Source organism: SAR86 cluster bacterium (genome assembly GCA_023703675.1).
Classification (GTDB): domain Bacteria; phylum Pseudomonadota; class Gammaproteobacteria; order Magnimaribacterales; family AG-339-G14; genus AG-339-G14.
Window position 1 is genome coordinate 913,080 of the sequence record CP097974.1, and the last position, 23,855, is coordinate 936,934.

Sequence of the window (23,855 nt, forward strand, 5' to 3'; positions counted from 1 at the left end):
GCCATGGCAAACATTCAATCAGCTAAAAAAAGAGCAAGACAGACGATTGTCAAAAACGAACTGAAAAGTTCACAAAGGGCTTCCGTTAGAACAGCTATTAAGTCAGTTGAACAAGCAATTGAGGCAAAAGACCAAGAGCAAGCAAAAAGTTTGTTTTTAAAGGCTCAAAAACTAATTGACAAAATGGCAAATAAAAAAGTTATTACAAAAAATAGTGCTTCTAGGCAAAAATCAAAACTCAACAGAAATATAAAACTTATTAATTCAAATTAATTTCAGTTCCACTTTCTTTTTTCTCAATGATTTTTAAAAGAATCTGCTTTTCTCTTCCATTAGCTATCCACACTTGATTTGTTGATGTTAAAAAGTTTTTAGCAGCATAGAATTTGGTTTTCATTCCCCCTCTGCCAAATTTTCCAGATTCTCCAAGTTCGACATCAAGTTTTTCTAAGTTATTGAAACTAATCTTGTTGATGAGTTTTGCATCATCGCTTGTATTTGGATCTTTATCGAAAACTCCATTTTGATCTGTAAGAATTATTAAAAGTTGGCTTTCGATTAACTTTGCCACATCTCCACTTAATTGATCATTGTCTCCAAATTCTATTTCTTCTGTAGATACAGAATCATTTTCGTTGATAATAGGAATTGCTCCAAGAGCTAAGATATTTATGATACTTTTTTTAATATTGTTTGATCTATTACTGTCTTTAAAGTCTTCATGGCTGAGGAGTACTTGTGCTGCAAATAGGCCATGTGATTTCAATTCGTTTTGGTATGCATTAATCAGATCAATTTGCCCAACAGCAGACAATGCTTGAAGTTTTTCTATTTGTTGCGGCCTTTGATCAAGATTCCAAAGCTTCATCCCACATGCAATTGCGCCAGACGAGACCAAAATTACTTCATATCCTAAATTTGTGAGTTCTTTGATTTGGGACGATATTTTTCTGATGAAATTTACCTCGACTACATTTGACTCAGATGCAACTAAACTAGATCCGATTTTTATTACAATTTTTTTATTCACTTTCTTTTTGTATTATGAAATTTTTAGATATCTCATTTAATAGTTCAGCAATGCCGGTGTTCGTAACAGATGATATGCTAAAGAGTCTTCTATCAGGATATTTATTTACCAAATCACTATAAACGTCTTTTGCTTTTTCTTCACATAAATCAATTTTATTTAAAACTATCCATCTTTCCATTTTGAAAAGATTAGAATCATAAAGTTCAAGTTCTTTTTCAATGTTTGAAATATCTTCTATAAGATCCTGATGGTTAAAAGAACTAACATCGACTATATGTAAAAGTAATCTAACTCTCGATAAATGCTTTAAAAACTTTATGCCCAAACCAATGCCTTCTGATGCTCCCGGAATTAAACCAGGTATGTCTGCTACAACAAATGATGAGTAATTATTTTTTACAACACCTAAGTTGGGCTTTAAGGTTGTAAAGGGATAGTCTGCAATTTTAGGTTTTGCGGAAGAAATTACTGATATAAAAGTAGACTTTCCTGCATTTGGCAAGCCTAATAAACCCACATCTGCCAATACTTTCAATTCTAGTTTGATAGAGAGCTTTTCTCCATTCTTTCCTTCTGTAGTTTTCCTTGGCGCCCTATTGGTTGAAGATTTGAAACGCGCGTTTCCTAACCCTCCTTTGCCTCCAATAGCAATTTCAATTGCTTCATCATAGGTAGTCAAATCACAAATGATTTCATCTGTGTCTTCATTGACTATCTGAGTACCGATTGGAACCTTTAAAATGAGATTTTGAGCATCTTTTCCGTGCTTGTCTCTTCCCTGTCCATTTGAACCATTCTTTGCTTGATACCTAGTTTGTAATTTAAAATCTTGCAAAGTAGTTAAGGACTTTTCAGCTTTAAAGTAAATACTTCCACCATGGCCTCCGTCACCTCCATCAGGCCCTCCGCGAGGAATGAATTTTTCTCGTCTAAAACTAAGGCAGCCATTCCCACCTTTTCCTGCAACTATTTCAATGGATGCTTCATCGATGAAGCTCATGGGATTACTCAGAAATTATAATATTTACGTATTGTCTGGGATTTTTTCCTTTTTTTTCAAAAGCTACTTCGCCTGCACATTTTGCGAACAATGTGTGATCCTTTCCAATCCCAACATTTTTTCCTGGATGAAATTTTGTGCCTCTTTGTCTTACTATAATCGACCCAGCTGTTACCTTTTGACCCCCATAGGTCTTAACTCCAAGAAATTTTGGATTAGAATCTCTACCATTTCTGGTGCTTCCACCTGCTTTTTTATGAGCCATAATTAAATTTTAATTGAATCTATTTTTACTTTTGTTAATTTTTGTCGATGCCCTTGCTTGCTTCTATAATCTTGTCTTCTTCTCATCTTAATAATAACTATCTTTTTATCTTTCACTTGAGATAAAACAGTACCAGTGACCTTAGCTCCATCAAGAAATGGAGTGCCAACTTCAAGTTTGTCCTTATTTTTTACAGCTAAAACATCAATGAATTCAACTTTTTCTCCTTCATCTAAATCGAGCTTCTCGATAGTGATAATCTCACCCTCTTCCACTTTATGCTGTTTACCACCTGTTTCTATTACCGCGTAAGTCATATCAATTTATAAAAAGTAGTGAATAATATCTAATTAATACAATACTCGCAATCTTTTCAAATGTTGTAATATACAAATATGGGGAGTAATTTCACTCAAGAAAATAGCTATGATAATGAAAAGCTTTTGCTTTGTTCAGAAGGGAATCTATTTGGTGACGATAATGGGAAGCTTCCTAATAGCGAAATGCTTATGATAAACAGAATTTTGAAGATAAATTCTAATGAAGGAGATTATGAGAATGGGCTTTTGATTGGAGAGTTAGATATCAATCCTGATTTATGGTTCTTTAAGTGCCACTTTAAAGGAGACCCAGTAATGCCTGGGTGCTTAGGTTTGGATGCAATGTGGCAACTCTTAGGATTTTACTTGCTTTGGGATGGAAATCCTGGAATTGGCAGAGCCCTTGGAGCAGGAGAGGTAAAATTTTTCGGTCAAGTGCTGCCTAAAGCGCAGTTAGTAAGATATGAAATCAGTATTAAAAAAATTAGAAAGCAAAAATTAGTTGTTGGCTTTGCTGACGGGAAAATGTTCGTTGATAACAAAGAAATTTACACAGCAAAAAATCTAAGGGTTGGATTATTTAAAGATCCTTCAAATTTTTAAATGGAACTAAGAAGAGTTGTCATAACTGGTATTGGCGCTGTTTCTCCAATAGGTTTGAACGTTAAAGAAGTTAATAGCTCTCTCAAAGAGGGTAAATCAGGTATTTCTTTTAATGAAGAATATAAAGAACTTGGCATGCGCTCCCACATTGCTGGTTCAATTGACATTTCATTACCAGAACTAATTGATAGAAAATTATTGAGATTTATGGGAGAAACAGCAGCTTATTCTTTTGTTAGCGCTGAAGAAGCTATTAATGATGCTGATTTGAAAAAAGAAAATTTTAATACAAGACTAGGAATTATTGCTGGATCTGGTGGAGCTTCATCTAGAAGTCAAGTCGAAGCAGCCGACATTTCAAGAAACAAAGGCGTTAAGAGAATAGGTCCTTACCGAGTAACACAAACTATGGGAAGTACTGTCTCGGCTTGCCTAGCTACTTTTTTAGGAATAAAAGGAATAAATTATTCTATTTCCTCAGCTTGTTCAACTAGTGCACATTGTATAGGAAACGCATACGAGCAAATAATCCTTAATAATCAGGACATAGTCTTGGCCGGCGGGGGTGAAGACGAACATTGGACCCAATCTATGATGTTTGACGCGATGGGAGCTCTTTCAAGCAAATATAACGAGAGTCCAGAAAAATCTTCAAGACCATTTGATGAAAGTAGAGATGGTTTTGTTATCGCGGGTGGAGGTGGGATGGTAATTTTAGAAGAGCTAAGTCATGCTTTATCTAGAGATGCAAAGATTTATGGAGAAATAGTGGGATATTCTGCTACCTCTGATGGTGGCGACATGGTTGCTCCTTCAGGTGAAGGAGCGATTAATTGCATGCGAAATGCATTAACAATGAGTAGTTTAGAAAGTGTTGATTATTTAAATGCTCATGGAACGTCTACTCCAACCGGAGACCCTGTTGAGCTAGAATCAATCAAGCAAGTTTTTAAAAGGGCTCTTCCAGTTGTAGGATCTACTAAATCTCAAACAGGACATGCTCTTGGTGCAGCTGGTGTTTTGGAATGCATATATAGTCTTTTGATGATGAAAGATAACTATATTGCCGAATCCATAAACATTGATTCTCCTATAGCCGAATCTTCAGGCATAGAGCTTGCAAGGGAGTATACTAAAAAAAATGACTTCAAAGCTTTTATGTCGAACAGTTTTGGATTTGGCGGAACAAATGCAAGCTTAATAGTTAAGAAATACTCTTAAAATGGAATTTCATCATCAAAAGTTGGGGGCTCTTGCGACTGCATTTCTTGAGAAGGCTCTTGTAGCCCATCAACATTGTTTCTAGATCCAAGCATCTGCATTTCTCTAGCAACAATTTGAGTAGAAAATTTTCTTTCTCCAGTATTTTTATCCTCATAAGAATTTGTTTGTAATTGACCTTCAACATATATTGAAGATCCTTTTTTCATATACTCTCCAACCACTTCAGCCAATCTTCGAAAAAATACAACTCTATGCCATTCGGTTTTTTCTCTTTTTTCCCCAGATTGTTTGTCGTTCCAAGAACTTGATGTAGCAATGGATATTGTAGCTACTGCATCTCCGCCAGCCGTATATCTCATTTCTGGATCTGCCCCAAGATTACCAAGTAATATAACCTTATTTATACTTGCCATATTTTTCCCAACATTAATGTCATAATAATTACTGTTTGATTAAATACTAAGTTTAAAGAAGATTCAATTAAATGAAATACATAAATGTAAAAGGCGCTAGGCAACACAACCTCAAGAATATCGATATTTCAATTCCGAGAGACAAACTTACTGTAATAACTGGCCTTTCTGGGTCCGGAAAATCTTCTTTAGCTTTTGACACTTTATATGCCGAAGGCCAAAGAAGGTATGTTGAGTCTTTATCAGCTTACGCAAGACAATTTCTTTCAGTGATGGATAAACCGGACGTTGATACCGTTGAAGGTTTATCGCCAGCTATTTCAATAGAACAAAAATCAACTTCCCATAATCCAAGATCAACAGTTGGAACAGTTACTGAGATTCACGATTATTTAAGATTGCTTTTTGCAAGAACTGGAACTCCTAAGTGTCCTGATCATGGTATTTCACTAGAAGGTCAAAGCATAGACCAAATCTCAAAAAATATTCTAGATAACTTTAAAGACGAAAAAATCTTAATCTTGGCTCCGTTAATAAAAGAGCAAAAAGGAGAACACTTAAACTTATTTGAGGAACTTAAAATTAAGGGATTTGTTCGTCTTAGCGTTGATGGAAAAATCTTTGATATCCAAGATTTGCCAACTCTCGAAAAAAATAAAAAACATAACATAAGCATTATCGTTGATAGAACTTCTGGGAAGCTTGAAAATAAATCAAGAATTGTTCAGTCTATTGAAACTTGTTTAGCAGAAACAAACGGTCTTGTTGAAGTTGTCTCTGCTGAAAATTCGGACAAAAAGAAATCTTACTCAACTAAAATGGCATGTTCTATATGTGGGTATAGCATTCCTGAATTAGAACCAAGATTATTTTCGTTTAATAGCCCTTCTGGAGCATGCATGGCATGCGATGGATTGGGAACAAAAGCAGAGATAGATCTTCTTAAAGTTGTATCGCAGCCAGAATTTAGTTTAAATCAGGGAGCAATAAGGGGCTGGGATATAAATCACATGTATAGACATTACCTTCTTAGGTGCGTAAGTAATCATTATGATTTTTCATTGGACGATCCTTTCGAGGACTTACCAGAAAATATAAAAAAGATAGTTTTGGAGGGAAGTGGTAATGAAGATGTAGATTTTAGTTACACTTCAAAAAGAGGAAGACGGATCGAAATAATAAGACCTTTTGAAGGCGTGTTAAAAAGAATTTTAAGAAAGTATCAGGAATCTGACTCTTCACTTATCAGAGAAGATATGGCAAAGTTCATGACGTTAAAGCCTTGTTCTTCTTGTAATGGAACTAGACTGAACGAAGCCGCAAGAAATGTATTTATTGAAGATTTTTCTCTTCCTGATATTTCTGAATTAACAATAGAAGAGGCTTTCATTTTTTTTAAGAAACTAAAACTCAAGGGAGCTAAAGGAAAAATTGCTGAAAAGATTGTCAAAGAAATTATTGAAAGATTAAATTTTTTAGTTGATGTCGGATTAAATTATTTAAATTTGTCGAGAAGTGCAGAGTCTTTGAGTGGAGGAGAAGCACAAAGAATAAGACTTGCTAGCCAAATTGGAGCGGGACTCGTTGGTGTAACTTACATTTTAGATGAGCCATCTATTGGGCTGCATCAAAGAGATAATTCTAAGCTGTTAGCCACGCTAAAAAGACTGAGAGATTTAGGTAACACTGTGGTGGTGGTTGAACACGATCAAGAAACAATTGAAGCAGCCGATCACATAATTGATATTGGTCCTGGAGCAGGAATACATGGTGGAGATGTGTGTTTTTCTGGGACTTTTAATAAATTAATTAAAAGTAAAGATTCTTTAACTGGTGAATATATCTCTGGAAAAAAGAAAATAGAAATCAAGAAAAATGGTTCAATTGATTCAAATGAATCAATTAAAATTTCTGGATGTTCAGGTAATAATCTCAAAGACGTAGATTTAAAACTGCCTTTAGGAAAATTAATATGTGTAACTGGCGTTTCTGGCTCTGGAAAATCTACCTTAATTAATCAAACTTTGTATCCAGCAATAAATAATAATTTAAATAAATCTAATCATCCTACACAGCCGTTTAGAAAAATAGAAGGGCTTGAAAATATTGATAAAATTATTGATATTAGTCAAAGTCCCATAGGTAGAACCCCCAGATCTAATCCAGTTACCTATACTGGAATTTTTACGCCGATAAGAGAAATCTTTGCCGAAACTCAAGAATCAAGATCAAGGGGGTACAAACCTGGACGTTTTAGTTTTAACGTAAAGGGAGGTAGATGTGAAGCCTGTGAGGGAGATGGAATGATAAAAGTAGAAATGCATTTCCTTCCAGATGTTTATGTAAAGTGTGATGTTTGTAATGGAGCTAGGTATAACGAGGAAACTTTAAGTGTAAAATTCAAAGGAAAAAATATTTCTGAAGTTCTAGATCTTACGGTTGAACAAGCGCTTAAATTTTTTGATGCAGTTCCTATTATTAAACGAAAACTTGCCACTTTGAACGATGTAGGGCTTGGATATATTAAACTTGGTCAATCAGCTACAACCTTATCGGGAGGTGAGGCTCAAAGAGTAAAATTGGCTAAAGAATTGTCAAAGGTAGCAACTGGCAGAACTCTATATCTTCTTGACGAACCGACAACAGGATTGCATTTTCATGACGTATCTCTTCTTTTGAAAGTTTTAGAAAAACTGAAGTCTCAAGGTAATACAATCGTTGTAATAGAGCACAATCTGGATGTTATAAAAAATTCAGATTGGATAATAGATATCGGACCTGAAGGTGGTAAGGGAGGTGGAAAAATAATCGCTGAGGGAACTAAAAAAGACATTAAGAAATCTAAAATTTCTCATACCGCTAAATTCTTATAAAATAATTATTTGGCTTCCTCTTTGTTTTCTTGCTCAGTTCTACTTACTAATTCTATAAATGCCATTGGAGCTGCGTCTCCGGCTCTAGGCGTCATCTTGATAATTCGCAAATAACCTCCAGGACGTTCCTTAAACCTTGGGCCTATAACTGAAAAAAGCTTTCCAACGGCACTTTTATTTCTAATTTTAGAAAAAGCCAATCTTCTATTAGAAAGGGAATCAGTTTTCGCAAGAGTTATGAGAGGCTCTAAAAACCCTCTTAATTCTTTTGCTTTAGGTAAAGTCGTTTTTATTGCCTCATGTTCAATTAGAGAAATTGAAAGGTCTTTGAATAAGGCCTTCCTAGTAGCACTATTTCTTCCGAATTTTCGCCCGGTTTTAAGATGTCTCATTAATTTTCAATATTTGATGGTGGCCAATTATCTAGTTCTAATCCTAAGGCTAAACCTCTAGCTGCCAGAACGTCTTTAATCTCGTTCAAAGATTTTCTACCTAAATTAGGCGTTTTGAGTAAGTCAGATTCTCTCCTCGAAACCAAATCACCTATATAGTGTATTTTTTCTACTTTAAGACAGTTTGCTGATCTTACTGTTAATTCAAGTTCATCAACAGGTCTCAACATGATTGGATCTACAGGTGGAGTTTCGTCCTCCTCTTCTTCTTCCGTTTCGAAACCTAATTCCGCAAATGCCATTAGTTGTCGTTGAAGAATAGTTGCAGCTAACCTTAAAATTTCTTCAGGATCAATTGTGCCGTTTGTTTGAACGTCTAAAGTTAATTTATCTAAGTCGGTTCTGTTCTCAACCCTTGTGTTGTCTACTTCATATGAAACTGTTTTTATCGGTGAGTACGAGGCATCGAGTTTTAGCAAACCAATTTCTTTATTTTCTCCTGTGAGGGCTGCTGAATTATCTACTGGAACATACCCTCTTCCTTTTCTTACTCTGATAGTCATATTAATTTTTCCATTATCAGCCAATGTAGCAATTTTATGATCTGGATTTACGACCTCTACACCTGCAGGCAGATCAAAATCACCAGCTGTTAGATCTCCAGCGCCTGATTTTTCTACCGTCATTTCAGCTTCCTCTTGATCTAAAAGTTTTACACTCATCCCTTTTAGATTTAAAAGAATATTTATTACATCTTCTTTTATTCCATCTATTGTTGAATAATCATGCAAAACTCCATCAATTTTTGCTTCTACTACAGCTGCTCCTGGGGTAGAGGAAAGAATTATTCTCCTTAAGGCATTCCCTAAAGTGTGACCAAATCCCCTTTCGAGAGGTTCTAGTATTATTTTTGAATGATTTACATCAATTTCCTCAACTAAAATCTCTTTTGGGGTGAGAAAATCTTTTATAGCATCAAAGTTATCAGTCATATTTACCTCAGTTTAAAATGTTATCTTGAATAGAGCTCTACAATGTAATTTTCATTAATTTCATTGCTTAGTAATTCTCTGGTTGGCTGTGCATCAAACGTTCCGGAAAAATCTTTGTGATTGACAGTAATCCAATCACAAGTCTCACGAGTAGTGAATAAGTCCATTGCCTGAACAACTCTTTTTTGATTTTTTCCTTTTTCGCTAAGAGAGATTTTATCTCCCTCTTGAACCAAAAACGAAGGAACATTTACCATTGAATCGTTTACTAAAATAGCTTTATGCACTACTAACTGTCTTGCTTCAGATCTTGTAGCGGCAAATCCCATTCTGTATACTAAATTATCTAATCTAGATTCAAGGAATATTAATAAATTTGTTCCTGTTTCCCCTTTTTGACGAGCAGCCAGTTTGTAATAATTTCTGAATTGTCTTTCCAGTACGCCATATATTCTTTTGACTTTTTGTTTTTCTCTGAGCTGAACTCCAAAGTCGGAAAGTCTTGTCCTTCTAGCTCCATGAGCGCCTGGAGGATTTTCTGATCTTATTTTTGAATCATAGGATCTATAGCCACTTTTTAAAAATAAGTCTGTTCCTTCTCTTCTTGAAAGCTTATTTTTTGGACCTATATATCTTGCCATTATTACACTCTCCTTTTTTTAGGGGGGCGACATCCATTGTGAGGAATTGGGGTTACATCAGAAATTTTTGTAATTTTTAAACCGCAACCATTCAAAGCTCTTACTGCAGATTCTCTTCCCGAGCCCGGACCTGACACCTCTACTTCAACTGTAGTCATACCCAAAGCCCTAGCTGCTTCGCCTGCCTTTCCGGCTGCAATTTGCGCTGCAAAAGGAGTACTTTTTCTAGAACCTTTGAATCCGTTAGCTCCTGAGCTAGACCACGCAATGGTGTTACCTTGTTTATCAGTAATATTTATTATGGTGTTATTAAAAGTAGCTAGAATATGAGCTACTCCCTCATTTGATACCATTTTAGACTTTTTTGCTTTTGTATTTTTATTCACCATATTTAATTACCTATCTTCTAATTGGTTTTCTTGGTCCCTTCCTGGTTCTAGCGTTTGTTTTAGTTCTCTGACCTCTGACAGGAAGTCTTTTTCTGTGTCTAATCCCTCTATTCGTTCCAAGATCCATCAACCTTTTAATATTTGTACTAATTTCTCTTCTTAAATCTCCTTCTACCAAGAATTCTGAAACCGCTTTCCTTAGTTTTTCAATATCTTCTTCGTTTAAAGCTTCGATTTTAGTATCGTAATTGATACCGGTAGAAGCACAAATCTTTAATGCGGTTGTTCTTCCAATACCATAAATATGAGTCAGCGAAATCCAAGTTTGCTTTCTGTCTGGAATATTTATACCTGCAACTCTAGCCATTATCCTTGTCTCTGTTTATGTTTTGGGTCTGATGGACAAATTACATAATTTACCCCTCTTCTTTTAATTAATTTGCAGTCTTTACAAATTTTCTTCACTGAAGCTCTTACTTTCATGTCATTACCTTTTATAACCTTTAAGGTTTGCCTTCTTCATTAGAGATTGATACTGGCTTGATAAAAGATGTGATTGTACCTGAGCCATGAAGTCCATTACCACTACTACTGCAATTAATAATGAAGTTCCTCCAAGGTAAAAAGGAGCATTTGCAGATACAATTAAAAATTGTGGAGCTAAACAAATTACAATCATGTACATTGAACCCCATATAGTTAATCTGGACATAACATTATCTATATAATCTACAGTGTGGTCGCCCGGCCTGATTCCTGGTAAAAAACCTCCTGATCTTTTTAAGTTGTCAGATATATCTTTCGCGGGAAACTGGATAGCGGTGTAAAAAAAGCAAAAATACGCAATCAACACTGCAAAAACTACGACATACAAAGGCTGGCCAGGACTTAAAGCTAAAGAGACTTCCTGAAGCCACTCAAAACCGTCATTTTGACCAAACCAGGAACTCATAGAAGCAGGAAATAAAACCAAGCTGCTAGCAAAAATTGCAGGTATTACTCCAGCCATATTTACCTTAAGAGGTAAATGAGATGCCTGCCCCATGTTCATTTGATTAGGCGCACGTCTTGCATAATTAACAGTTATCCTTCTTTGAGCCCTTTCAATCCAAACTATGAAAGCGATTGCTAAAATTGCGAATAAAGCAATCAAAAGAAGTAAAATTAAACTTATTTCTCCTTGCCTAGAAGCTTCGAAGGATTGTCCAATAGCGCTAGGAAGTCCAGAAACAATACTAGCAAATATAATTAAAGAAATACCATTTCCTATCCCTCTTTCGTTAACTTGTTCTCCAAGCCATACAAGAAACATGGTTCCTGTTACAAAAGAAATTACAGCTGTAATGATGAATCCTAAACCTGGAGTTACAGCCATGGCCTGTGAAGATAAAGCAATAGCAAATCCAGTAGATTGAAAAATAGCAAGTACAAGGGTGCCTAACCTTACGTAAGCAGTTCTTTTCCGTCTGCCCGATTCACCTTCCTGTCTGAAAAGTTTTTTAAGGCTGGGTGTAGTTGCTTCAAGTAAGTTCATAACAATTGCAGCTGTTATGTATGGAACTACATTTAAAGCCATAATACTCATTCTCTCTAAGGCTCCGCCAGAAAACATATTAAACAAACCAAGAAGCGTTCCTTGATTTTGATCAAAAAGAGAGGAAATTTTTAAAGGATCTATACCAGGAACTGGAATGTGGGTTCCGATTCTATAAATAATAATAGCTAATAAAACAAACCTTAGTCTCGACCAAAGTTCTTTAAGCCCATCTGATTTAAACCCTAAAGCAGCCATATTAATTTATTTCACCGCCATTATTTGCTATCAATTCTTTTACAGATTTTGAGACTTTGAGTCCTTTAAGTTTTAGAGGCTTAGTTAAATTTCCACCGGATATAACTTTTACTTCAGAAATTTTATTTTTGATAATTTTTTTGGATTTTAATAACTCAATGTCAATTTCTTCGGATCCAATTTTTTCTAAATCGCCCACTTTGATATGACATTTTAGAGGAGCCTGTCTTGAAGTGAATCCAAATTTTGGTAATCTTTGCTGAATAGGCATTTGACCGCCTTCAAAGCCAGGTCTCACTTTCCCTCCAGACCTAGCCTTTTGTCCTTTATGGCCTCTACCAGAAGTTTTACCTGAACCTGAAGCTGAACCTCTTCCAATTCGCTTAGCAGATTTATTTGATTGAATTGATTTTATTTTATTTAAACTCATACTAGTCAACAATTTTCACAACATGTTTAACTTTATTAATCATTCCCCAGTTTTCTGGGGAATTCTTAACTTCTACAACATGATTAATTTTTCTTAGTCCCAACCCCTTAACGGATTTTTTATGAATCTCTCTTATGCCGGACAAACTTCTAACTTGTTTAACCTTAATTGTTCTGTTGTCCTTTTTAGTCATTTACTTTGATCTCCTTATACTTACTTTGGCGGGAGATTCAATACTAGCTAAACCTTTAAATGTTGCCCTTACGACATTAATTGGATTTGTAGAACCATATGATTTAGCCAATACATCTTTTACTCCTGCCAACTCTAAAACTGCTCTCATTGCACCGCCAGCGATAATTCCTGTCCCAGGAGATGCGGGTTGCATATATACCGTTGCTGATCCATGCCTAGCTTTGACTGCATAATGAATCGTGCTGCCATTTAACTCTATATTTGAAATATTTCGTCTAGCGTTTTCCAAAGCTTTTTGTATCGCAATAGGAACCTCCCTAGCCTTTCCTCTTCCAAATCCTACTTTACCTTTTCCATCGCCCACTACAGTTAAAGCAGTAAATCCAAAGATCCTTCCACCTTTAACTACTTTAGCAACACGGTTAACACCTACGAGTTTTTCTTCTAATGCTTCGCCAGATTGTTGTTCAATATTTTCTTCCATAATTTACCTAAAATTTTAATCCTGAAGCTCGTGCTCCTTCGGCTAAAGATTTAACGCGTCCGTGGTATTTGTAACCTGATCTGTCAAACGCAACTTTTTCTATCCCTTTGGCTAAAGCCCTCTTGCCTATAACTTCTCCTACTTTAAGAGCAGCGTCAATATTGCCGGTACTTTTTAAATCTACTTCTTTATCCAAAGTAGAAGCCTGTACCAAAACTTCTTTGCCATCCAATGAAAAAACTTGTGCATAAATATGTTTGCCGGATCTAAAAACGGTCAGCCTGTTTGTTTTTAAATTAATAGCATGGGCCCTTAACTTTTTTGTCCTTCTATTTCTTGATTCTATTTTCTTCGACATAATAATTACGCTTTCTTTGATTCTTTTCTTATGATTCTTTCGTCGGAATACTTAACACCCTTTCCTTTATAAGGTTCAGGGGGCCTAAAAGATCTAATTTTAGACGCTACATCCCCTAAAAGTTGTTTGTTAGGGGAAGTTAAAACTAGCTCTGTTTGAGATGGAGCTTCTGCAGAGACGCCCTCAGGCAAATCATAATTAACTGGATGAGAATAACCCAAAGAAAGTTCTATTTTAGTACCACTAACTTTTACCCTATATCCGACTCCATTGATTTCTAATTTTTTTTCAAAACCTTTTGATATCCCTTCTATAATATTCTCAGCAAGAGATCTCATAGTACTTGCCAACGTAATTGATTCTTTAGAGTCAACATTCGGAGAAAATAGTATAAATTCCTCGTTTGACTCTATAGAAACCTGTTCATGAACATTAAGATCCATAACGCCTTTTTTTCCTGAAAAAGTTACAACTTGCCCTTTCACTTCAGCTTTAACACCTTCAGTAAAATTAATTTTTCTTTTAGAGTTTCTAGCCATATTAAAAAATTGTACAAATTAGCTCGCCGCCAATATTTTGAGTCTTAGCTTGTTTGTCAGTTAATACTCCTTTAGAAGTAGTAAGAATTCCTATTCCAAGGCCTCCTTTAATAGCGGGAATATCTTGGCTCGAGAAATATTTTCTCAAGCCAGGTTTACTTTCTCTATTGAATTCTTTAATTACAGGTTTATCCTCGAAGTACTTAAGAGTTATTTCGATTTCTTGTTTTGGCAAATCTCCTGTTACTTCGGATTTCTTAATGAAACCTTCATCAAGCAAAACTTCACATATAGCTCTTTTAAGTTTTGATGACCCAAAAGAAACTTTTGCATGCCCTCTAGATTGAGCGTTTTTAATTCTTGAAATCATGTCTGAAATAGGATCTTGTAAACTCATATTTATCTCCTTATTTTTACCAACTTGCCTTTACCAATCCAGGAACATCACCTTTCATAGCTAGTTCTCTAAGTTTATTTCTAGATAACCCAAATTTTCTATAGACCGCATGAGGTCTTCCTGTTATTTGACATCTTCTTTGAAGTCTAACTGGGCTTGCATCTCTAGGAAGTTTTTGTAATTTTTTCATTGCTATATCTTTTTCTTCTTCTGTTTTTGAAATGTCATTTATGATAGATTTAAGTTCAATTCTTTTTTTTGAAAACTTTTCCACCATTTTTAGTCTTTTGTTTTCACGTGCGATCATAGATTTTTTTGCCATGTTTACCTCAAGTTTTAAAAGGAAACTTTAAAGCAGACAAAAGTTTTAAGCCTGCTTCATCGGTTTCTGCCGAAGTTGTAATACTTATATCTAAGCCTCTTATTTTTTGAACCTTGTCGTAATCTATTTCAGGAAAAATTATGTGTTCTTTAATTCCAATAGAATAATTACCCTTACCGTCAAATGATTTGGTATCCAAGCCTCTAAAATCTCTTTCTCTAGGAATAGCTATGCCCAATAATCTATCTAAAAACTCATACATTCTCTCTCCTCTCAAAGTCACTTTGCAACCTATTGGGAACCCCTCTCTTAATTTGAAACTGGCTACTGATTTTCTTGCTAAAGTTTTTATAGGCTGTTGGCCAGAAATTAATTTTAATTCCTCCATGGCTCCATCTAAAACTTTCCTATCGTTCATAGCATCAGGCCCAAGACCCATGTTCAACGTAACCTTAGTTATTTTTGGCACGGCCATAGGCGATTTGAGGTTTAACTCTTTCAATAGATTAGGAATCGCTTCTTCCAAAAAGGTTTTTTTAATCATTGAAGTATTCATTTGATTTCTTTACCATCAGATTTAAATATTCTCTTCTTTCCTTTTTCATCAGAATAAATTTTTACCTTATCTGCTTTCTTTAATTTTTTGTTGTAAATGGCCACATTAGAAATGTGAATCGGAGATTCTTTTTCTATGATTCCTCCAGCAATATTTAACTGGGGATTAGGTTTTTGATGTTTTTTTACTATTTTTAATCCCATTACAATACATCTATCTTTTGCTAAAAATTTAGTAAGAGTTCCGGTTTTACCCTTATCCTTTCCGGAGATAATAATCACTTCGTCGCCTGTTTTTAACTTGTTCATTAAATTACCTCCGGAGCTAAAGAAATAATTTTCATAAAGTCTTTAGACCTGAGTTCTCTAGAAACTGGTCCGAAAATTCGAGTTCCTATTGGTTGTTTCTGAGCATTGATTAATACAGCAGCATTGTCATCAAATTTAATACTCGATCCATCTTCTCGTTTTATATTTTTTTTTGTTCTTACAATAACTGCGTCTGCAACTTGTCCTTTTTTTACTCTTCCAGTAGGAATCGCCTCTTTAATTGCAACTTTAATTACATCGCCAACATGAGCATATCTTCTCTTAGACCCGCCAAGTACTTTTATGCACATAACTTCCCTTGCGCCACTATTGTCTGCAACTAAAAGCCTCGATTGTGCTTGTATCACGAAATATCTCCTTTAGCAGACTTCACAATCTCAACCAATTCCCATGACTTAGTTTTAGAAATTGGCCTGGTCTCTTTAATTTTTACTTTGTCACCTAATTTTGAAGAATTTTGCTCATCATGAAACCTAATTTTGGAAGAACGTTTCATAATTTTTCCAACTAACTTATGTTTAACTGTTCTTTGAATAAGAGCAACTCTGGACTTATCGCCTGATAAACTAATAACTGAACCAGTCATTGTTCTTTTAACATCATTCATTTTCTAAAGACCTCTTATCTTGATTAATTTGAGTTTTGATTCTTGCTATATCTTTTCTAGCTTCGGATAGCTTATGAGTTTCTTTAAGAGCAGAACTTGAGTGTTTCATCTTTAGATCGAAATACGTTTTGTTCAACTTCTTCAATTCTTGCGCGTTTTTATCTATATTTTTTTTAGCCATTAGATTGATTTCCTTGCAATAAATTTTGTGGCAATTGGAAGCTTAGCGGCAGCTAGAGCGAAAGCTTCTCTTGCAACTTCCTCATCTACTCCTTCCATTTCATAAAGAATTTTTCCAGGTTTTATTGGAGCTACGTAATACTCAACATTACCTTTTCCTTTTCCCTGCCTGACCTCCAAAGGTTTTTTTGTAATAGGTTTGTCTGGAAAAATTCTTATCCAAATTTGAGCCCCTCTCTTTACATGTCTAGTCATTGCTCTCCTAGCTGCTTCAATTTGTCTTGAAGTGATTTGACCTCTTGATGTGGCTTTTAAGCCAAAAGCACCGAAATCAAGCGTATTTGATTTATGAGAAAGGCCTGTATTTCTACCCTTCATTTGTTTTCTAAATTTTGTTCGTTTAGGTTGAAACATATTTAATCAGTGATTGAATTTTTCTTTTTTTGAACTTCGCCTCTGCAAATCCAAACTTTAACGCCGATTATTCCATAGGTGGTTTTAGCTTCAGCAAAACCATAATCTATATCAGCTTTTAAAGTATGTAATGGCACTCTTCCTTCCTTATGCCATTCAGCTCTTGCAATTTCAGCTCCACCTAATCTGCCTGAAACTCTCACTTTTACACCTAAAGCGCCTTGTCTTGTACAATTTTGTGCAGCTCTTTTAATAACTCTTCTAAACATTGCCCTTTTTTCTAATTGCACTGCTATGTTAGCCGCAACTAGTTGAGCGTCTAAATCGGGCTTTCTAATTTCTTTGATATTTAGACTTACTGGAACTTCCATAAGCTCAGAGAGCTCAGCTCTTAACTTATCTATGTCTTCGCCTTTTTTTCCAATTATCATCCCTGGTCGAGAGGTATGAATTGAAACTTTAGCGCTCTCAGAGGGTCTTTCGATTTCAATCTTACTCACGAAAGCATTATCTAATCGTTTCTTTAAAAACTCACGAACTAAGAAGTCGTTTAGAAGTAGTTTTTGGTATTTATTTTTTTCTGCATACCAAACTGAATTATGATCTCTAGAAATGCCTAACCTGATTCCAATTGGATTTACTTTCTGTCCCATTTAAATTCCTCTCGTGTTAAGCGATAGATTAATATGACATGATCTTTTTTGAATCCTATCCGCCCTTCCTCTTGCTCTGGGTCTTATTCTTTTAAGCAAAAAAGCATCATCTACTGAAATCTCAGATATAAAAAGATTATCAATATCTAAACCATTATTATGTTCTGCATTGGCTATTGCAGACTCTAAAAGTTTTTTTAGATTCTTAGAAGAAGATTTTTTACTAAAATTAAGAATATCTAAAGCTTCTGAAACAAACTTTCCTCTTATTTGATCTGCAAGCAATCTAACTTTGAAGCTAGATACTGGTAGACGACTTAATTTAGCTTTTACTTCATTCATTTTAAGTTTTCCTATCTCCAGAATGCATTTTGAAAGTTCTTGTGAGAACAAATTCTCCTAATTTATGCCCAACCATGTCTTCTTTGATGGAAAGAGGGACGTGATCCCTTCCGTTATGGACAGATATTGTTAAGCCAACCATCTCAGGAATAATTAATGACCTTCTTGACCAAGTTTTAATAGGTTTCCTGTCATTATTTGAGGAAGCTTTAACAACTTTGTCTAAAAGATGATGATCTACAAAAGGACCTTTTTTAATTGATCTAGGCATTACTTCTTCCTCCTTCTGATGATAAAAGAGTCAGTTCTTTTATTATTTCTAGTTCTAAAACCTTTTGTAGGAGTTCCCCAAGGAGAAACAGGATGCCTGCCTCCCGAAGTTCTTCCTTCACCTCCACCATGAGGATGATCTACAGGATTCATAGCCACTCCTCTTACGGTTGGACGAATACCCATCCATCTTTTTGCTCCAGCTTTACCAATTGACTTGAGAGAATGTTCTGAATTTGAAACCTCTCCAATCGTAGCCCTACAAGAAGTTAAAACTTTTCGGACCTCCCCACTTTTTAACCTTAAAGAAGCATACCCAGCATCTTTAGCAACGTACTGGACAGAAGATCCAGCGCTTCTTGCAACTTGAGCTCCTTTTTTCGGCTTCAATTCAACACAGTGGATAGTTGTGCCGACGGGAATGTTATCTAATTCTAAAGAGTTGCCAATACTAATCGGAGCTGAACTTCCTGAAATAATTTCGTCTCCTACTTGTATATTTTTAGGAGCGATAACATATCTTCTCTCCCCATCTGCATATAAAACTAAAGCAATATGGGCTGATCTATTTGGGTCATACTCTAATCTTTCAATTTTGGCGGGAATGCTGTCTTTATCCCTTTTAAAATCAATGATTCTATAGTGGTGTTTGTGACCACCTCCAATGTGTCTGGTAGTGATTCTACCAGCGTTATTTCTGCCGCCAGACTTTAAGTTAGGTTCGGTCAAAGGTTGATAAGATCTTCCTTTATATAGGTCAGGATTGGAAGAAATGCTTCTAAATCTTCTTCCGGGAGAGGTGGGTTTTGCCTTTATTACTGCCATAACTAATCTTGAGATATTTCTATTCTGTCTCCTTCTTTCAAAGCTACATAAGCCTTTTTCCAATTAGATTTTTTTGAAATTTTCCCTTTAGCTGTCATACTTCTTTTTATCTTCCCTTTAACATTGAGAATATTTACCTTATTGACAGTTACTTTGAATTCTTCTTCCACCGCTTTTTTTACTTCAATTTTTGAGGCTTTTGGACTTACTTTAAACACGTAAGCATTTGCGAATTGTCCTACGAGGGAGGCTTTTTCAGTCATATGCCCCGAAAAAATAACTTGATTAGGATAAAGGTTGCTCATGTATATAGCTCCTCTAAATTCTTAAGGCAATCATTATCAATTAAAATTGAATTGTTCTTAAGAAGCGAAATAGGATTTAAAGAATTAATTCCGATAACTTCTAGGTCAGCAATATTTCTACTAGCTAATCTCATATTATCGCTCAACTCTTTATAAATTATGAGACCTTTCTCAAAACCTATTTCTTTGAGTTTCAAAGAAAGTTCTTTAGTTTTTGGGGATGCTAGTTCCAAATCTTGAGAGATAAATATTTTATTTTCCTTTGCTAGATTTGAAAGAATTGACCTCATAGCTGATTTATACATTTTTCTGTTAATTTTTTTAGGTTCCGAAGACTTAGATCTGGCTGCAAACGTTACTCCTCCGCCTTTCCAGATAGGACTTCTTGATGTGCCAGCTCTTGCTCTCCCAGTTCCTTTTTGCCTCCAAGGTTTTTTTCCTCCCCCGCTTACTTGAGATCTATTTTTTTGTGCTTTAGTTCCTTGGTGACTGTTATCTATGTATGAATTAAGTAATTGAGAAATTAGATTTTCATTTACGTTTTGATTAAACAAAACATCAGAAACAGGCAAAGTCTTATTTTTTGAGTTAATTACTGGCAATTCCATATCTATTTTTTTATCGCGGGTTTGATAATTATTTTTGAGCCAGAAGGCCCAGGAATCGATCCTTTAACAAGAATCAGTTTATTTTCTTCATCAATCTTTACAATTTTCAGATTTTGTATTGTTTTATTTACATTACCCAAATGACCAGACATTTTTTTTCCTTTCCAAACTCTTCCAGGGGTTTGGCATTGTCCAATAGAGCCGGGTTTTCTATGAGCTAAAGAATTTCCATGAGTTGCATCTTGAGTAGCAAAATTCCATCTTTTAACAGTTCCAGCAAAACCTTTACCTTTAGAAAGCCCAGACACGTCTACAAACTGGCCTTCCTCAAAGTTATTTACAGAAAATTCTTTTCCAATTTCTATCTCAGCAAGACTATCTGGTGTAACTCTAAACTCGTGAATGTTATTTTTTGTGTTGATGTTATTTTTACTAAAATGACCTTTGTTGGGTTTTATGACTTTTTTTTCTTTTCGATCATTTGAAGACAATTGAACTGCGGAATACCCATCAGTTTCTTCATTCTTGATCTGAGAAACAATATTTGGGTCAACCTTGATAACACTGACAGGAATGGATTCACCATTTTCGTGAAATACTCTTGTCATTCCCTCTTTAGTTGCAATTAAACCAATCACTTTAAATACCTAAATTATTTAGTTAATTCGTCTAAGGATATTTGAACATCTACACCTGCAGATAAATCCAATTTCATCAAAGCATCTACAGTTTTTTCTGTCGGCTTGATAATATCCATAATTCTTTTATAAGTTCTAATTTCGTATTGATCTCTAGCATCTTTATCTTTGTGAGGAGAGATAAGAATTGTAGTGAGTCTTTTTCTTACAGGCATTGGAATTGGTCCTTTTATGATTGCACCGGTCCTTTTTACAGTTTCAACTATTTCCTTAGCCGATTTATCAATCAGCTTATTATCGAAGGCTTTAAGCCTAATTCTGATATTTTGGTTTTGCAAAATATACCTCTATAAAAATACAAAATTGTTAAAGAACTTAGCTTTTTAATTAATAAAAAGCACAAAGAGCCGCAATTCTATTGGGGCAGAGGGATTGTGTCAACAGATAATATCTTACGTTTTACTAATAATAGCTTCAGCTACGTTTGTAGGAACTTCTGAATATTTCAATGGTTCCATAGTGAAAGTTGCTCTACCCTGAGTTGCTGATCTTAAGTCAGTAGCATAGCCAAACATTTCAGCTAACGGGACTTCCCCATCTAGAACTTTTCCTGCGTGCACGTCAGTCATGCCATTAACTATTCCTCTTCTTCTATTTAGGTCTCCAACAACATCTCCCATGTATTCTTCAGGAGTAACAACCTCCAGCTTCATTATAGGTTCTAAAAGCGCAGGTTTAGCCTTTAGAGCTCCATCTTTGAGAGCCATAGATGATGCAACTTTGAAAGCAATTTCACTTGAATCAACATCATGAAAAGAACCATCATAAACAGTCACTTTAACGTCTATCAAAGGATACCCGGCAATAATTCCTGATTGCATCTGCTCTTTTGCTCCCTTTTCAACAGCTGGAATGAATTCCCTAGGGATTGTTCCTCCAACAATTTTATTAACAAACTGGAAGACTTCTTTTTCGTCTTCTTTTTCATTATCTTCAAGGGGTTCAATTTTTAACCAAACATGACCATATTGTCCTTTACCTCCTGATTGTCTAACAAACTTTCCTTCTGACTCCACACTTTCTCTAATAGACTCTCGATAGGCAACTTGAGGCTTTCCGATATTAGCTTCAACGTCGAATTCTCTCTTCATTCTGTCTACTAAGACTTCTAAATGAAGTTCTCCCATACCAGATATAATGGTTTGTCCAGATTCTTCATCAGTATTTACTCGAAAAGATGGATCCTCTTGAGATAACCTTCCTAGTGCCAATCCCATCTTTTCCTGATCAGATTTTGTTTTCGGTTCAACAGCAACTGATATGACTGGCTCAGGAAATGTCATTTTTTCTAAAATAATTGTTTTTTTCAAATCACATAATGTGTCCCCTGTTGTCACATCTTTAAGTCCAATTATTGCAGCAATATCTCCTGCTCTTACTTCAGAAATTTCCTCTCTATTATTTGCATGCATTTGAAGCATTCTTCCAACTCGTTCCTTAGAACTTTTAGATGAAGCAAAAACCGAGTCTCCTTGAGTCAAAACTCCAGAGTAAACCCTTATAAAGGTAAGCGTTCCGACAAATGGATCGGTCGCAATTTTAAAAGCCAAAGCAGAAAAGGGTTCATCATCGTCAGAATTTCTAGATTCTACAGTTTCTCCATCTTCTAAAACTCCTTGAATCGCTTCCACTTCAGTTGGCGCAGGAAGATACTGAATAACAGAATCAAGCATTGGTTGAACACCTTTATTTTTAAATGCGGAACCACAGATACATACTACTATTTCGTTTGAGAGTGTTCTCTCTCTTAAGCCCTTATGTATATCTTCCTCAGACAAATCGCCATCATTTAAATATTTCTCCATTAGTTCTTCATTTGCTTCGGCAGCTGACTCAAGCATGTCTTCTCGGTATTTCTTTGCTTTCTCTATTAAATTATCTGGAATCTCTTCTTCTTTGTAACTTGTACCTTTATCATCCCCATCCCAGTAAAGAGCTTTCATTTTTATTAAATCTATAATCCCCGAAAAATCGTCTTCGGCTCCTATTGGCAATTGAATTGCTACAGGGGAAGCGCCTAATCTATTTTTAATTTGGTCAACGACTCTTTCAAAATCAGCTCCAGCTCTATCCATTTTATTTACGAAACATATTCTTGGAACTTTATAGCGATTTGCTTGTCTCCAAACAGTTTCTGACTGTGGCTCTACGCCGGAACTCCCGCAGAACACTACAACAGCCCCATCAAGAACTCTAAGAGATCTTTCTACTTCAATAGTGAAATCAACATGTCCAGGAGTATCAATTATATTAATTCTGTGCTCTTGAAAATTTTGTCTCATGCCTTTCCAAAAACACGTTGTTGCTGCAGAGGTAATTGTTATTCCTCTTTCTTGTTCTTGCTCCATCCAGTCCATGGTTGCAGCACCATCATGAACCTCGCCAATTTTATGAGAAATCCCAGTGTAAAAAAGAACTCTTTCAGTGGTGGTAGTTTTTCCAGCATCAACGTGAGCGCAAATTCCTATGTTGCGATATAAGTCTAGAGGGAAATTTCTACCGGCCATGATAAATATTAAAATCTGAAATGAGAAAAAGCTTTATTCGCTTCAGCCATTTTATGAGTATCTTGTCTCTTTTTTACGGCCTCTCCTTTTCCTTCGGAAGCTTCAAGCAATTCATTTGCCAATTTTGAAGACATATTCTTTTCTGACCTATTTTTTGCGCTGGTAACTAACCAACGCATTGCTAATGCCATTTTTCTTGATGTCTTAACTTCAAGAGGAACTTGATATGTCGCTCCTCCAACTCGTCTAGATTTTACTTCTACTTGCGGGCCAACATTATCAAGAGCTTCTTCAAATATTTCTAAAGGATCTCTTTTGGCTTTGTTAGATATTTCTTCTAGCGCAGAATATATTATTTTCTCGGCAGTACTTTTTTTTCCTCTTTCCATGAGGTTGTTAATAAATTTAGAGAGCTTTAAATTACCATATTTTGGGTCAGGTAAAATTTCTCTTTTTGGAATCGGTCCTTTTCTTGGCATTATTTTGGTTTTTTAGACCCATATTTAGATCTTCTTTGTTTTCTATCTTCAACACCCGTAGTATCAAGAGTTCCTCTAACAGTGTGGTATCTGACCCCTGGAAGATCTTTAACTCTTCCTCCTCTAAGTAAAACTACAGAATGTTCTTGAAGATTATGGCCTTCTCCACCAATGTAAGAGATAACTTCATACCCAGAAGTCAGTCTTACTTTGCAAACTTTTCTTAATGCTGAATTAGGTTTCTTTGGAGTAGTAGTATATACCCTTGTACAAACTCCTCTTTTCTGGGGAGATCCACCTAAAGCAGGAACATCACTTTTTGCCTTCTTGATTTTCCTAGGTTTCTTTATAAGTTGATTGATAGTTGCCATAAAAATGATGCGATTTTAAAGTTGCTTTCTATTCAGGTCAATAAAATTG

40 protein-coding genes are annotated in these 23,855 nt (G+C 35.4%); 4 read left to right on the forward strand and 36 right to left on the reverse strand.

Annotated elements, in window-relative coordinates; all coding sequences use genetic code 11:
* Positions 1-3 precede the first annotated feature (3 nt).
* On the forward strand, positions 4-273 hold the full coding sequence (gene rpsT / locus M9C82_04635; GenBank protein ID URQ73243.1) for a 30S ribosomal protein S20: 270 nt from the start codon (positions 4-6) through the stop codon (positions 271-273).
* Here the strand turns inward: rpsT and proB are convergent.
* From proB to rplU, 4 genes are read right to left on the reverse strand one after another with little or no spacing between them, the layout of a single operon-like run.
* The gene (gene proB / locus M9C82_04640) at positions 260-1,030 is read right to left on the reverse strand and encodes a glutamate 5-kinase (protein URQ73244.1); all 771 of its coding nucleotides are present in this window, start codon (positions 1,028-1,030) and stop codon (positions 260-262) included. The genes rpsT and proB overlap by 14 nt on opposite strands.
* Positions 1,023-2,033 (reverse strand): GTPase ObgE, encoded by a 1,011-nt coding sequence (gene obgE, locus M9C82_04645; protein URQ73245.1) that lies wholly within the window; start codon positions 2,031-2,033, stop codon positions 1,023-1,025. The genes proB and obgE overlap by 8 nt, the downstream gene beginning before the upstream one ends.
* Positions 2,034-2,037: 4 nt before the next feature.
* Positions 2,038-2,298 (reverse strand): 50S ribosomal protein L27, encoded by a 261-nt coding sequence (gene rpmA / locus M9C82_04650; GenBank protein URQ73246.1) that lies wholly within the window; start codon positions 2,296-2,298, stop codon positions 2,038-2,040.
* Positions 2,299-2,300: 2 nt separating this feature from the next.
* Positions 2,301-2,615, reverse strand: coding sequence for a 50S ribosomal protein L21 (gene rplU, locus M9C82_04655; protein URQ73247.1), 315 nt, complete (start codon positions 2,613-2,615; stop codon positions 2,301-2,303).
* Between the two features lie 78 nt (positions 2,616-2,693).
* Here rplU and fabA point away from each other — a divergent pair, with 78 nt between their 5' ends.
* Complete coding sequence (fabA, locus tag M9C82_04660) at positions 2,694-3,221, forward strand: bifunctional 3-hydroxydecanoyl-ACP dehydratase/trans-2-decenoyl-ACP isomerase (GenBank protein ID URQ73248.1); 528 nt, start codon at positions 2,694-2,696, stop codon at positions 3,219-3,221.
* Complete coding sequence (locus M9C82_04665; GenBank protein URQ73249.1) at positions 3,222-4,442, forward strand: beta-ketoacyl-ACP synthase I; 1,221 nt, start codon at positions 3,222-3,224, stop codon at positions 4,440-4,442. It abuts the gene before it with no gap.
* Here the strand turns inward: M9C82_04665 and ssb are convergent.
* Positions 4,439-4,858, reverse strand: a complete 420-nt coding sequence (ssb, locus tag M9C82_04670; GenBank protein URQ73250.1) for a single-stranded DNA-binding protein — start codon at positions 4,856-4,858, stop codon at positions 4,439-4,441. The genes M9C82_04665 and ssb overlap by 4 nt on opposite strands.
* Positions 4,859-4,929: 71 nt before the next feature.
* Between ssb and uvrA the strand changes: the two genes are divergently transcribed.
* Entirely contained in the window at positions 4,930-7,731 is a 2,802-nt protein-coding gene (gene uvrA / locus M9C82_04675; GenBank protein URQ73251.1) for an excinuclease ABC subunit UvrA, read from the forward strand.
* Between the two features lie 5 nt (positions 7,732-7,736).
* Here the strand turns inward: uvrA and rplQ are convergent, their stop codons facing one another.
* The 31 genes from rplQ to rpsL all read right to left on the reverse strand — a co-directional run bounded on the left by rplQ (position 7,737) and on the right by rpsL (position 23,806).
* The gene (gene rplQ / locus M9C82_04680) at positions 7,737-8,123 is read right to left on the reverse strand and encodes a 50S ribosomal protein L17 (GenBank protein URQ73252.1); all 387 of its coding nucleotides are present in this window, start codon (positions 8,121-8,123) and stop codon (positions 7,737-7,739) included.
* The gene (gene rpoA, locus M9C82_04685) at positions 8,123-9,115 is read right to left on the reverse strand and encodes a DNA-directed RNA polymerase subunit alpha (protein URQ73253.1); all 993 of its coding nucleotides are present in this window, start codon (positions 9,113-9,115) and stop codon (positions 8,123-8,125) included. Before rpoA ends, rplQ begins: the two co-directional genes overlap by 1 nt.
* Before the next feature lie 20 nt (positions 9,116-9,135).
* Positions 9,136-9,756, reverse strand: coding sequence for a 30S ribosomal protein S4 (gene rpsD, locus M9C82_04690; GenBank protein ID URQ73254.1), 621 nt, complete (start codon positions 9,754-9,756; stop codon positions 9,136-9,138).
* Positions 9,757-9,758: 2 nt separating this feature from the next.
* A complete protein-coding gene (rpsK, locus tag M9C82_04695) occupies positions 9,759-10,145 on the reverse strand; it encodes a 30S ribosomal protein S11 (protein ID URQ73255.1) in 387 nt (128 codons plus the stop codon).
* 10 nt (positions 10,146-10,155) lie between these two features.
* Entirely contained in the window at positions 10,156-10,512 is a 357-nt protein-coding gene (rpsM, locus tag M9C82_04700; GenBank protein ID URQ73256.1) for a 30S ribosomal protein S13, read from the reverse strand.
* A complete protein-coding gene (gene rpmJ / locus M9C82_04705; GenBank protein URQ73257.1) occupies positions 10,512-10,628 on the reverse strand; it encodes a 50S ribosomal protein L36 in 117 nt (38 codons plus the stop codon). The genes rpsM and rpmJ overlap by 1 nt, the downstream gene beginning before the upstream one ends.
* 4 nt (positions 10,629-10,632) lie before the next feature.
* The gene (gene secY / locus M9C82_04710) at positions 10,633-11,937 is read right to left on the reverse strand and encodes a preprotein translocase subunit SecY (protein URQ73258.1); all 1,305 of its coding nucleotides are present in this window, start codon (positions 11,935-11,937) and stop codon (positions 10,633-10,635) included.
* A gap of 1 nt (position 11,938) precedes the next feature.
* Positions 11,939-12,367 carry a 50S ribosomal protein L15 gene (gene rplO, locus M9C82_04715; GenBank protein URQ73259.1) on the reverse strand — a complete coding sequence of 143 codons (429 nt, stop codon included), beginning with the start codon at positions 12,365-12,367 and terminating at the stop codon, positions 11,939-11,941.
* A 1-nt stretch (position 12,368) separates the two neighbouring features.
* The gene (gene rpmD, locus M9C82_04720) at positions 12,369-12,560 is read right to left on the reverse strand and encodes a 50S ribosomal protein L30 (GenBank protein URQ73260.1); all 192 of its coding nucleotides are present in this window, start codon (positions 12,558-12,560) and stop codon (positions 12,369-12,371) included.
* Entirely contained in the window at positions 12,561-13,046 is a 486-nt protein-coding gene (rpsE, locus tag M9C82_04725) for a 30S ribosomal protein S5 (GenBank protein URQ73261.1), read from the reverse strand. It abuts the gene before it with no gap.
* 7 nt (positions 13,047-13,053) lie between these two features.
* Complete coding sequence (gene rplR, locus M9C82_04730; GenBank protein URQ73262.1) at positions 13,054-13,404, reverse strand: 50S ribosomal protein L18; 351 nt, start codon at positions 13,402-13,404, stop codon at positions 13,054-13,056.
* Positions 13,405-13,409: 5 nt separating this feature from the next.
* Positions 13,410-13,943 carry a 50S ribosomal protein L6 gene (gene rplF / locus M9C82_04735; GenBank protein ID URQ73263.1) on the reverse strand — a complete coding sequence of 178 codons (534 nt, stop codon included), beginning with the start codon at positions 13,941-13,943 and terminating at the stop codon, positions 13,410-13,412.
* A gap of 1 nt (position 13,944) precedes the next feature.
* Positions 13,945-14,340 carry a 30S ribosomal protein S8 gene (gene rpsH, locus M9C82_04740; protein URQ73264.1) on the reverse strand — a complete coding sequence of 132 codons (396 nt, stop codon included), beginning with the start codon at positions 14,338-14,340 and terminating at the stop codon, positions 13,945-13,947.
* 16 nt (positions 14,341-14,356) lie between these two features.
* Complete coding sequence (gene rpsN / locus M9C82_04745) at positions 14,357-14,662, reverse strand: 30S ribosomal protein S14 (protein ID URQ73265.1); 306 nt, start codon at positions 14,660-14,662, stop codon at positions 14,357-14,359.
* Between the two features lie 7 nt (positions 14,663-14,669).
* The gene (gene rplE / locus M9C82_04750; protein URQ73266.1) at positions 14,670-15,218 is read right to left on the reverse strand and encodes a 50S ribosomal protein L5; all 549 of its coding nucleotides are present in this window, start codon (positions 15,216-15,218) and stop codon (positions 14,670-14,672) included.
* Positions 15,215-15,526 carry a 50S ribosomal protein L24 gene (gene rplX / locus M9C82_04755; protein URQ73267.1) on the reverse strand — a complete coding sequence of 104 codons (312 nt, stop codon included), beginning with the start codon at positions 15,524-15,526 and terminating at the stop codon, positions 15,215-15,217. Before rplX ends, rplE begins: the two co-directional genes overlap by 4 nt.
* Complete coding sequence (gene rplN, locus M9C82_04760; protein ID URQ73268.1) at positions 15,526-15,894, reverse strand: 50S ribosomal protein L14; 369 nt, start codon at positions 15,892-15,894, stop codon at positions 15,526-15,528. The genes rplX and rplN overlap by 1 nt, the downstream gene beginning before the upstream one ends.
* Complete coding sequence (gene rpsQ / locus M9C82_04765; GenBank protein URQ73269.1) at positions 15,891-16,154, reverse strand: 30S ribosomal protein S17; 264 nt, start codon at positions 16,152-16,154, stop codon at positions 15,891-15,893. Before rpsQ ends, rplN begins: the two co-directional genes overlap by 4 nt.
* Positions 16,147-16,335 (reverse strand): 50S ribosomal protein L29, encoded by a 189-nt coding sequence (rpmC, locus tag M9C82_04770; GenBank protein ID URQ73270.1) that lies wholly within the window; start codon positions 16,333-16,335, stop codon positions 16,147-16,149. The genes rpsQ and rpmC overlap by 8 nt, the downstream gene beginning before the upstream one ends.
* Positions 16,335-16,748: a 50S ribosomal protein L16 gene (gene rplP, locus M9C82_04775; protein URQ73271.1), complete on the reverse strand. Its 414-nt coding sequence runs from the start codon at positions 16,746-16,748 to the stop codon at positions 16,335-16,337. Before rplP ends, rpmC begins: the two co-directional genes overlap by 1 nt.
* A gap of 2 nt (positions 16,749-16,750) precedes the next feature.
* Positions 16,751-17,401 carry a 30S ribosomal protein S3 gene (rpsC, locus tag M9C82_04780; protein ID URQ73272.1) on the reverse strand — a complete coding sequence of 217 codons (651 nt, stop codon included), beginning with the start codon at positions 17,399-17,401 and terminating at the stop codon, positions 16,751-16,753.
* Positions 17,402-17,743, reverse strand: a complete 342-nt coding sequence (gene rplV / locus M9C82_04785; protein URQ73273.1) for a 50S ribosomal protein L22 — start codon at positions 17,741-17,743, stop codon at positions 17,402-17,404.
* Between the two features lies 1 nt (position 17,744).
* Positions 17,745-18,014, reverse strand: a complete 270-nt coding sequence (gene rpsS, locus M9C82_04790; GenBank protein URQ73274.1) for a 30S ribosomal protein S19 — start codon at positions 18,012-18,014, stop codon at positions 17,745-17,747.
* Entirely contained in the window at positions 18,014-18,838 is an 825-nt protein-coding gene (rplB, locus tag M9C82_04795) for a 50S ribosomal protein L2 (protein ID URQ73275.1), read from the reverse strand. The genes rpsS and rplB overlap by 1 nt, the downstream gene beginning before the upstream one ends.
* Before the next feature lie 2 nt (positions 18,839-18,840).
* Positions 18,841-19,143, reverse strand: coding sequence for a 50S ribosomal protein L23 (gene rplW / locus M9C82_04800; GenBank protein URQ73276.1), 303 nt, complete (start codon positions 19,141-19,143; stop codon positions 18,841-18,843).
* Complete coding sequence (rplD, locus tag M9C82_04805) at positions 19,140-19,751, reverse strand: 50S ribosomal protein L4 (protein ID URQ73277.1); 612 nt, start codon at positions 19,749-19,751, stop codon at positions 19,140-19,142. The genes rplW and rplD overlap by 4 nt, the downstream gene beginning before the upstream one ends.
* Positions 19,752-19,753: 2 nt before the next feature.
* Positions 19,754-20,359 (reverse strand): 50S ribosomal protein L3, encoded by a 606-nt coding sequence (gene rplC, locus M9C82_04810; protein URQ74129.1) that lies wholly within the window; start codon positions 20,357-20,359, stop codon positions 19,754-19,756.
* A 44-nt stretch (positions 20,360-20,403) separates the two neighbouring features.
* Positions 20,404-20,727: a 30S ribosomal protein S10 gene (gene rpsJ / locus M9C82_04815; GenBank protein ID URQ73278.1), complete on the reverse strand. Its 324-nt coding sequence runs from the start codon at positions 20,725-20,727 to the stop codon at positions 20,404-20,406.
* Positions 20,728-20,841: 114 nt separating this feature from the next.
* Positions 20,842-22,956 (reverse strand): elongation factor G, encoded by a 2,115-nt coding sequence (fusA, locus tag M9C82_04820; GenBank protein URQ73279.1) that lies wholly within the window; start codon positions 22,954-22,956, stop codon positions 20,842-20,844.
* A gap of 8 nt (positions 22,957-22,964) precedes the next feature.
* Complete coding sequence (gene rpsG, locus M9C82_04825) at positions 22,965-23,435, reverse strand: 30S ribosomal protein S7 (protein URQ73280.1); 471 nt, start codon at positions 23,433-23,435, stop codon at positions 22,965-22,967.
* Positions 23,435-23,806: a 30S ribosomal protein S12 gene (gene rpsL / locus M9C82_04830; GenBank protein ID URQ73281.1), complete on the reverse strand. Its 372-nt coding sequence runs from the start codon at positions 23,804-23,806 to the stop codon at positions 23,435-23,437. Before rpsL ends, rpsG begins: the two co-directional genes overlap by 1 nt.
* Positions 23,807-23,855: the final 49 nt, after the last annotated feature.